Origin of the sequence: Photobacterium sp. Alg240-V54 (assembly GCF_900537155.1) — a bacterium.
Lineage (GTDB): Bacteria > Pseudomonadota > Gammaproteobacteria > Enterobacterales > Vibrionaceae > Photobacterium.
Genome location: NZ_UNRL01000001.1, coordinates 387,932 through 399,381 on the forward strand (window position 1 = coordinate 387,932; position 11,450 = coordinate 399,381).

The following is an 11,450-nucleotide window of genomic DNA, read 5'->3' on the forward strand; positions in this document are numbered from 1 at the left end:
CTATTGCGCACTTAAATGATCAATAGCAGTTTTATACTGCAAACCAACAGGATTAAAATCTGAGTCTAATAAAATCAGTTGTACGCGACGATTGACTAGATTTCTTTGCTTATTATCACTAACAACAAATTGCTCTCGCGCACCACTACTTAATGTCACAATACGTGATGCTGCAATTCCCTGCTGCTTGAAATAATCAGTAACGTTTGTAGCTCGTTTACTGGCTAAAGTATTGTTGTAAGCATTTTGCCCCGCAGAATCAGCAGATCCAATAACAGCAAGATTTAAGCTTGGATTTTTTTGCAATATTGAGATTGCTGACATTAACTTTTGCTGCTGGTCACTCGTTGCGTGTGATTTATCAAATTCAAAATTAATCACGGTTGGCCAAGGCTCTGTTGCATCAACCAATATTTCCACTGGTGGTGTATCAGCACCACAATCTAGCTTTCCATACTCTGTATAAATAGCCCGATCACTTACGCAACCACTTAGCAATAAGCTATTAAGAAATAAGAGTGTCATTGCACATTTCATCATCTATTTCCTGCCTCTAATCGCTCAACCAATCAAACATGTCTTCATCAAGTTTGAACATTAGGTCGAAGTAAAAACCTTGTAAGTTATAACCTTGAGGATCTAAATCATCATCATCGAATCCAATAACGTTATAGCCAATACCTGCACGTAAATTTTTCATTATTAGATAATTGACACCAGCACCTGCTGAGTAACGACGGCTGTTAAACCAATCAGTGCCTAAGACTCCAGCATGTAAATCAACATCCCAGCGACGATTAATGTAATAAATCACACGGCCATCGATGATGGTTGAAACAGTGTCATAGTCTTGTTGATATTCAGTGAAGTCTTCCCACTTCATTCCTACACGTCCTGATACTGTCCACTTTGGTGAAAGTTGATAGTTTTGATGTGTTGACAGAATATGCGCATCACGAGAGATTTCGCTGTGCTCCGTTTTCCACTCATATGCTGCTAACATGTGATAACGGTTATTTAAACGAGGACGATAAGCAACACCTAAACTCATATGGTTGCTCCATGTGTTTGCGCCTTGATCTTTATCCATATAACGATATTCATCACGGACTAAACCACTCCAATCTTGGCTTAAACGCGTTACCCATGCCCCTAATAAACCGTAGTAATCTTCGTTATCACCATGACGGTATTCAACGCGACCAGTAGTTTTATAATTAGGGTTACGAATATCAGCTAATCCAAGAGAGACAGCTACACCTGAGGCGGAGTCCCCTTTTAGAACTTCTACATATTCGACAGAAGGGTCAATACTAATGCCTGGTATCACTTCAAAACGACCGCGGTACCCATTTGCTAGCTCAAGACTTCGACCATCAGAAGCTCCCCGTTGGCGGAACTCACTATAAGTACTGCCACCATTTAGCCAATCAACATCAATACCTGCGGTAAACATATTCGTTGAACCGCTACCTAAATTACTGATTCCAGAAAGTGAATCAATGTATTCATATTGAGTGTAAATACTGGCTTGCTTATGAATATTCCAATCGGCTTTAATATTGAAACGACGCTTACTGTTATGACCAAAACTTTGCTCATATTCAGTATCAAAACGTGCTGGTCGACTAAATAAGCTGAAGTTACGACCAAGGCCGATAATTGCGGTTGTGTATTCTTCTGAATTATTATCAACTTTATTATGGATATAACGAGAACCAATACGTGTCATCCACTGACTGCCTAAGATTTTAGTATCTATTGTGGCACTAATTGATTGCTGCATTTCATCATAAACTAAAGATTCAGAGTGATTAGCCTCAATATTTAAATTAGCAATGCCGGTAAGTTTATGGCGATGACGTAAACGCACTTCTTGACGTGCAGGTGTTACACCACCAGTAGTATTAGTAAAGCCTTCTTGCGCATAAACATATTCAAGTTCAGTTGCAGCGCGCGCTGTCCAATCGCGTTTGAGTAAAAACTTAACAGCAGAGCCTTTCTTAATTTTCTTACCAGTATTGTTAGCGTTGTCAGTCACCGTTGTTGCACTGGCATTACCTTCATGATTCATTGTCGCAACCGAAGCCACTAACTTCGTTTTACTATCAAAATCATAATTTACCCATAAGCTACCAATGTTATAACCTTCAACATCGTGACTGTTATGCTCATAACTTGCACCAGCAGCTAAATAAGGCGTAAATAGATAAGATAATCGTGTACCCGCTATCGTGTATTTATCACCATTACCATCAACATCATAAGCAACCCGAACTTTAATTGGATTCAACTCAGGATCATAAGATGGAATAACACGGTTAAAGCGCATATCACCAGTAAAATAATCAATCGTATAATCTACATAACGGGTCAATGGTTGTTGATTAATGATTAAGCCAGGGCTATTACGATCATAAGTTAATAACGTTACAATATCAGTGTGTCTAACAATACGGTCATCACCAATATTATAAAACATCGCGGTACCATTACCGTCAAACTCTGTGACTTTATGCAAATCTTCAGGACGAGCACCGTATAATTGCGCCGTTAATCTACCATCGTTATACATACCACTTGCGCCATTAAGTATCTGGCTAGTACGACCAATATCAGCATTATCTGAGCCATCTGCAGTGCTGTAATCACCCCACATAATATAATGACGGTCTTTTTCTAATTTGGCATAAATCTTACTGGTACTTCTTGCATCATAACCTTTAATACTTGCATCGCCAGGTAATGGATAATAGCTATCAGGCGAGATTTCACGTAAAAACTCTTCGTCAGACTTCTCACTGTCATAGCTTAAAGTAAGATGCATTCCACCTTTAATATTACCTTTAATGAATATAGCCGCACGTTCATCATCAGTGTAATGACCATCTCTGTAATTATCTGCTTGCTGCGAAGGTTCTTCTCCGCTTACTGAGCCATAACGTCCGGTATAATTTAAGATACCCGTTACAAATAATGGACGTTCGGCAGCTACTTGGTAGAGTTTCATTTCATCAGAGAAATCTTCAACACTGGCTCTAACAGTAATTTCTCCCGTTGTTTCTGTACTACGTAAATAGACCGTCTTTTCACCATTAATAACACGAACCTGATGACCTGACTCTTGCTCTTGAATATCAGGGTCTAACCAAATATCACCCTTATTTGTATCTAAAGTAACAAAGTAAGTACCACGTGAAAGCTTGTCATTTTCATCATAAAGACGAATGATAATTGGCATAACAGAACGGCCACCATCAGCGCGTAATACATCACCATCAGCCATTAGATTTATATGCTTAGCCGATTGTGGCTGTGAGAAATTTTTACTTAATATTACACGTTCATTACCAAATGGGTCTGCCGCTTTCACTTCAATGAGATTCTCGGCAAGAGGTAAACCAACACCATACCAACCCATTATTTGTGCGTTCTCTCTCTTATTTACAATCCGCTCACCAAGTTGTGTATTACTCACTTTATCGCCATTAACATATAATGCTGGCTCTACATCACCACGAACAACAACAATGAAACGGCCGTCATAACTATAATCATTCTTTGGCCAATACCATGTACCTTTTTCAGCTTCTGCTCGAGTGATATTTTTAGCTTCTTTTTCTGGTAACGGGATATCATCACCAATATTATTATCGATATTAAATTTAGCCTGTTGTGGAATATTGTTATAAGACGTTTCAACAATAGTTGTATCTATATTACTGCTCGCTAAATCTTGTTTTAAATTATTTAATTTAGATTGCTGATCACTAAAACCAAATCTAATTGAATAAGTATCATTAATAAGAGGATATAAATAAGCTTCACTTTTAATATTTTCAGGGAAAAGGTTAATAACAGATTCTAGATCTTGCTTTCTACCTTTGCGTGACTCTAATGCGTAACCTTTAAAAACAGTTAATACCGAATTAGTAGCAGTTACATCGTTACTCATATTACCAGTAACAGATGGACCACTAACAATACCCGACTCTAGCTCACTCTGCTTCATGACTTTTGGCTGAGTATCATATTGTAAGCCTTTAAAGTTATCCGCAGTTTCAAGTAACCATTCACCATTGACATTATTATTACGATCTTGAAGCTCTTGATATACTTCTGCTTGATTTTGCGTTGGGCATGGAGCACTAAAGTCTGCTCGATGCATTTCGCCACGTAGCATATCAACAAAGCGTGAGTTACCATCGCCGGCATTACGCGTATCAATTGGTTGTAGTTCAATACCCACAGGTAGTGTTTGCTTATCAACCCGCAATACATGGTTACCCGGTTTTACACCAAACATTGAATATTGACCATTTTCATCAGTGATAACGTAATCACCTGTTTCAAGGTAAATTTTTACGCCACCGATAGGCCAATGTTGATTCTTACGTAATTGATTACATTGTGCATCCACATAAACTTTACCAAATAAAATACCACGCTCAGACATCACACCAGTTTGTGTTATCCGCACTTGATATTTATCGGTATTAGAGACCAGTTGATTGTCACTATTACCACCAAATGTACGAGCTTGGGCATAAACAGAGTTAATACCATCAGAATCCAGCGCACCAGCGGTTAACTGCAATACATAAGTCAATGTATAAGTACCATTTTGCGGTGCTTGCGTTGAACCAGATAACGTACCTATATCAAAACGGTAGGTATATTTGTCAATCCGCATCGGATCTGCAAAAGGTTGATCATTAAGACGGGTACTGCCTGACATATATTTAAATCCATAAGGCATGCTATCAAACACTTGCGCATTAAAGATTTCTGAGTCTGGCAAATTATTTTTAACGATAACGGTGTATTTAATATAGCTACCGATCTCTGCCGTTTCTTTATCTGCTGTTTTTTGTACTGACAAACGGCGGTCTAAATTATTAGGATCAAGAGGAATATCAAATAGGTTAATCGTTTTTTGTGGTGTTAGTTCAAATGTACCTGAATCGACAACATCTTTATTACCAAATGGACCATAAGACTCAGGAGATACATTAAATAAATTAAATGCATCTAAATCAGTATATGCCGACGGCCATTGGTGTGTTGTTGGCGGGGTCACCGTAATATAATATTTATCAAGATCATTGATCTCTAATTTAGGATAGAAAACACGTCCGTCAGCATCAGAGATCACTTGAGCTTCAGGTGTTAAGCCATCAACATTAGGTAGTCGCGTTTTAGCGTCCGGTGCGACACCTTCTACTGCTTTATAAAAGTTAACGGTTGCGTCAGCGACGCCTTTAAAATTGGTCGCATCAAAGACAGTAAATTGAGGACTAATATATGCAATATCACTCAATAATAAACGACCATTTATACTGTCATATACATCAGCGTAGATCTCACCACCAGACGTGACTTCAATTTCACACTCTGGATGGGTATCTTCGCCATTAAGTCCATGAGCACTTAAATTAATAACACCATCAATTAAAGATAATAACGAGGTGTTATCGACATGATTCGTTTCCCATGTTGTTACAAGGTCTTCTAAACAGTGATCTAAATCATTACTTGATGCTGCCTCTTCTGGTGAAATAGGATGTACAGGTATAATACTTCTGAAATGACCTGTATTTGTGCCTGTTTCAGCAAAAACTAAATGAAACTTATCTTGAGCGTTTGAACTTAATAAAACCGGATACTCAGATGAGCTTGGTCCGATAATATCAATCACACCTGGATGTTGATTGGCTTGAGGGAGAAAAACATCAATATATATACTGTCACTTTTAGAGGTAAAGTTATCAGTTTCGGTATGATAGTAAAAATCAGTATCAACAAAATGTGATGTGTCATGATGTGTAATATCTAAATCATTACTTACCACATCTGCGTGTAATTCTTGAAAGTTCAGTAAATCATTTGCATCCGTTTTAATCCTATCGTTGATACCAGATAGCGTATTACAAATTTCATCACTGTAAGAAATATTAACATCTGTGGCCGACAAATTAACTTGCGCTTGAGAGTATATTTCAAATGCTGGAGCACCTGCAATATCATTCACTTCCGCATAATATTTAAAATAGCCAGATGTATTTGGACGTAAATAAGTTGGCTTTACTAAAAAGCCCATTTTCGCTACATTTCCAGAACCATCCCATGTTGCATAATCAAACCAGTCAATATCATGATTTGTCGCATTGCTCTTAAAGCTATTATTAATACCAACTAATACAATACCGCCATCAAACTTTGTTTCAGGTGAAGCAATAGTGATTGGCGCATAATCTCGAGCAGGTTCACCATTAATAATTTTATCTTGTTGTAGCGTAATATTTCCAGGTAACTCTGATGTAATTAATACACCGGTATAACTTACTTTTTTATAATCAGGTGATTCCGTTGAGCCCGTATTAATTGTAAAACTATAAGGTTGCTCAGCGGCTTGTGGTTGGACTAACCCAATACTGGTATAGTCAATACGATATTCAATATTATCAAAGGGTCCTAATTTTTGCTCACAAATAGCAGAAGAACTCGCCGTTAAGTTAACCACAGGACCTGTAGTAACAATAATGCTCACTTCACTTGTTTGAACAACATCAGGGTCAAGGACAGATGTAACAACTGTTTCAATATCATAAGTCGTATTATTAAGATCATTAGATGGAATAGATACGACGTATACAAGATTAATCTTTTCACCAGGCTTTAATTTAGGTGTTATATAGTTACCATTATTATCTTTTTGTAATTCAATTTCACCTGCATCATAAATACCATTACCATTAGCATCAACATATACATTAATATCATCTGAGCTTGGTGAAGTAATATCACCATTATCGCCGGTTAAGTTATTAACATTAATAATATACGAATCAGTAGTATTACCTGTATTAGTAATTATATTAGGCACATTGACCACGGCACCTGCAGCAGTATATTTTTCGGCTTTACCACCGCTAGTATCAGGTGAGAGTTCAAAATCATGAACATTTGCCACTCTGATATATGAAATATTAGAGAGTATTTTTATGGTCTCACCACTTTCAGAATCAAAGTAGGTCATAATGGCTTGATTCATTATTTTGGTGCCAGCATCAGTTATTGCTAATGTCGCTGAACTTAAACTAATTAAAATGAAAACGACCAAATACTTCATTTTATTTATGTAATTTAAGAGGGCCATAAGCGCTCTCCACAGGCTAGAAAATTCAAAGAAATGGATATAAAGGCTTATTGAGATCATTTATTAAATAAGCTCAATAAGCCCCCCTAAATTAATAGGGAGGCATGATTAGGAGCTATTAATCTACTTCTACAACAAAGTGGCTAACAACACGGTCACCTGGTTCTAAATCATTAACAGTGAAAGTTACTGTGTCACCAGAAATAAGCGGAGTAACATCAGCACCTGTAGTACTGTCAGGATTACAAAGTGGACCAAGATCTTCAGTCTTCAGTGCATAGTCAGCATCTGTCGCAAATTTCACAGCGCCAGTATCTACTGAGTTACGACATTGAACTAAGTCACCGCTACCGCCATTTGAGAATTGCGTATATTCAGTACGCTTATCTGTAATAACAGTGTTTAGTGCTGTAGAACTACCTTCGTTAATTGCAACGAGTTTCCACACCACACAATCTCCAGGAGCTACGCGAGTTGTATGTTGTTTCTGGAAGTTCTTCGGCATATCAGACTCACCATTGCCATCACAACCAACATCTATATCAGTAAACTTGTACAGACGTACTTGACCTTTAACGACTTCAGAGTTATCTAAGCCAGTCGCATTCACTGATGGATCTGTTGTTGATACAGCATTAATAGTCGTGATGTTTGTTGTACCAGAAGTTGCTGTACCTGGAGCAAATACAGTCACAAATAGCTCAACAGTTTCACCTGGTTCAATTGTAAGGCTAGGAACAGTATCACTACCATCCGTTGCGTCACACGTCACTTCAATATCAGTCGCAACACCAGTACCTGCTTGTAGTACAGAAATAGGCGATACAACAGGGGCATCACAAAGGTTACCAATCTCTTTATCTGGCGTACCATCACCATCAATATCAATCATGACAGTGTTGTTAAAGCCAGGTGTGTTATTACTTGAAGAAAGATCAACAGTTTCAGTAGTATTACCATTATTACTTAAAGTGTGCTCATAACCGACGTTACCGCCTGGCTCAACTTGCTCACTTAAAGATGCAGGAGAGATATCAATACTTGCTGCATTATCAATATCAAATGCCTCAACCTTACGGTCAGTTGCACCTGAACCTGCCGACTCTACAACCATCGAAATGATGTAATCTAAATCACTATCACCATTAGCATCAATCGCACTAGGCTGCTGGCTATCAGCCAACGCTAATGTAGGATCTAATGGAATAGTAATTTCAGCTGTCACCCATAATACACCGCCACCAGGAATTAATGGTGTTGATGTAATAGCTGCGCCAGTCGCTGGAATATCAACAGCTCCACTGTGGTCGATATCAATACCGTTATGCTTAAAGATTACAGTCCAACCTTGCGGTAATGTAGGTAACCAACCCGCACCATCATAACTACCTTCTGCGCGTAGTATGAATGAATCTGAGCTACCACCTTCATTTGCAATATATAACGGAACCATTACAGTAGTGCCTAAAGGTTCGTTAAATGTTGTTGCAACATCAGCACTTGTAAATCCATCACTAACATCAAACGGATCAAGGTTAGTACCAGGCGTTACATCCGTAATTGGGCTGTTAGCAATATCAACAGTAGGTCCGGTGATCGTTGCTAAACGCTCAATTTTGCTACCTGACTTAGACTTATCATTAAATGACGTTGCTGTAGTTGTCGCATCAAATGGTGCTGTATAATCAGCCGCATCTGCTGGTAACTTAGCAACTACGCGAATCAATACTTCGTTACAATTTACAGTAATGCCATCTACCGTTGCTGGCGTAGAATTGTCACACGTTGCAGGTTGAACTGGGCCTGTATCAGCGCCATTATGCCCATTCGTATCCACAAGTTGACCTGTACCATCAGCATTCCAGTATTGGAAACCGGTTAATGGTGGGAAACTTGTGTTTACTGTTGCTAAATCAAAGCTATCAACTTTATTACCGTTATTGATAATTTTGTTATAGAAGAACACATCACTACCAGACGATGCACCACCTACAGTTTGAATACCATCACCAGAACCATCAGTATCACCACCACCTGATGTACCAGTTTCAGGACCTGTATCAGTGATACCTACACCAGTAGTTGAAGTTGTTGGTGTCGTTGTAGGATTCGTTGTATCCGGACCTGCTTTCGTAGGATCAGGGTTTCCACATTCTCCATCATCAACGAAATCACCATCACCATTTAAATCAGCACAACTATAAGCAACGTTACCAATATCAGTATCACCCGAAATCACATCTGGAGAATATGCAACATAGAAAGTCATCGTCATGTTGTTACCAACATCCATGAACTTATCAATTGCGTAGACACCAGGCAGACTTGAATCAGATGTGTTTCCATTACCATTTAGATCAATACCTGGGCCGATATCAGCCTCATTAGAGTCTGTTGCGCCATCTTGGTCTAAATCAACACCGTGGCTACCTTCATTAACTAAGTTAGCAACACTAGTAATTAAGGTATCATTACTTGATGTTTGTAAAGTACTGGTTGGGTCATATAGCGCACCAGAACTAGCTGTAACTAATGTGGTTCCATCAGGAATACCATCAAATATCACAACATCTTTAGCGGCAGTATTACCGTTGTTTTTAACTGTTACTGTATAACGAATTAAGCTCACAGGTAAGTCATTGCTAGGATCACCATCGACATCAACACCAAGAGACTGCTCTGTTCCAAGATTTTCAAGATGATCGGCCGATTTGGTCATATTAAGTACAGCATCATTTGTTACTGTAATTAAGTCACCATTGGTATCATTAGCACTATCGTTATTACCAATAGGATCAGATACTGAACCATCAACAGCACCACCAGTGCCTTCATGAGCTTCAGCTTCTATCTGGACACCAATTGTTTCACCAATCGCTGTTGTTGGATCAATACTCGCGGCTATAATGAACTTCATGAACGAGCCACCATTGATGGTGACAGTATCTCCAGAAGAAATCGGAGGCTTACCAGGATCAGGCTCACCATTACCATCTGTATCGGGATATAATTTGATCGATGTTGCATCTTGTGTATCTGGTCCTCGAGTATCACCTGTTGGTAAATTTTGACCAAAGGTTAAGGTATAAGTATCGATACCATTACCTGTATTGGTTAATACGTGAGGAAGATAAACGGTTTGACCTGGTGCACCAGGTACATCGAGATCTTTTTCAATTGTTGCACTGTATATTTGTTTAACGGTAACTATGGCTTCATTTGATGTTGCGGTATAACTGTTACCTGAAGTATCTTCATAGGTTACTGTTGCTAAGTTTTTTATATCAGTTCCGGCGGCAGTAGCTGCAAGGGCTTGGCTAGATATTGAACCTGCACCTACCGTTATGAGTCCCGCTGCAACCCACATACTAATAGGCTTTAAATGCGTCTTCATAAAGTGGTTACCTTTTAAGGTCATTAATGAATTACTAAAGTGTGTTACAAACCCTTGCAAAAGCTCGGGGTGAATCATTTACTAATCGTTATTTAACTTCTATACGATAAGCAAAAACTTGTTTTTCCTTAGCATTAATTGGGACAAGTGGCATCCAACGAACAGCGGTATATTTTTCAGGTGGAATAATAATTTCTACTTTTTTTCCATCTTTCATAATTTCGCGTTTCACTGGCTCTGATTCGAATGTTTTTCCTCCATCAATACTAACGACAAAATTTGATTTAATTTTTGTATTACTTGTATCGGCAACATAAAAAGTGTTTTCAGGAATTGGTCCTGTAATAACTAGGCCATTTAAAGGCTTTTCAGAATTATTTGTATACGTTAATTTATATTCAATTTTGTCTTTCGGATAAACCTTCTCAGCTTTTACTAACTCCTCTTTACCTTTCTTATTAATTTCAACCACATAAGCATCCATTTTACTTGTAAGTAAATCTTTATCTTCCGCATAAACAGAAAAAGACATTATCAAACAGGTTACTACCATTAATAATAAGTTTTTCATATTACACCTCATCCATTATGATCCGTGAAATATAAGTAATGCCAGAAGTATGCCAACCATATAATTTATTTAAAACATAAAGAATCATTAGGTTAAAAAAAACAGCAGTTGCACAATGCAAAATAAAAACAATTTCCTTTCTTTTTTGCAAATCTATAAAAAAGATTGTAAACATTTTAATAAATTACAAATAAGAACAACTTCAAAAAAAATACATATTCTTAAAGTTAATAATTGAATTGTTTTCCAGTTTAAATACGACAATTTAAAAATAGCTTAATTTATTATTTAAATGTCACAATGGTGAGAAAAACCCTGTTATCTTC

The 11,450-nt window shown here is 37.8% G+C and carries 4 protein-coding genes; all 4 read right to left on the reverse strand.

Going from position 1 to position 11,450, the window contains the following annotated elements; translation table 11 throughout:
- Positions 1–525: an OmpA family protein gene (locus G6R09_RS01880; protein WP_235859641.1), complete on the reverse strand. Its 525-nt coding sequence runs from the start codon at positions 523–525 to the stop codon at positions 1–3.
- Positions 526–553: 28 nt separating this feature from the next.
- A complete protein-coding gene (locus tag G6R09_RS01885) occupies positions 554–7,159 on the reverse strand; it encodes a DUF11 domain-containing protein (protein ID WP_163920233.1) in 6,606 nt (2,201 codons plus the stop codon).
- Between the two features lie 118 nt (positions 7,160–7,277).
- Positions 7,278–10,553 (reverse strand): DUF11 domain-containing protein, encoded by a 3,276-nt coding sequence (locus tag G6R09_RS01890; RefSeq protein ID WP_065167146.1) that lies wholly within the window; start codon positions 10,551–10,553, stop codon positions 7,278–7,280.
- Between the two features lie 88 nt (positions 10,554–10,641).
- Entirely contained in the window at positions 10,642–11,124 is a 483-nt protein-coding gene (locus G6R09_RS01895) for a DUF11 domain-containing protein (RefSeq protein WP_065167138.1), read from the reverse strand.
- Between the last annotated feature and the right edge of the window lie 326 nt (positions 11,125–11,450).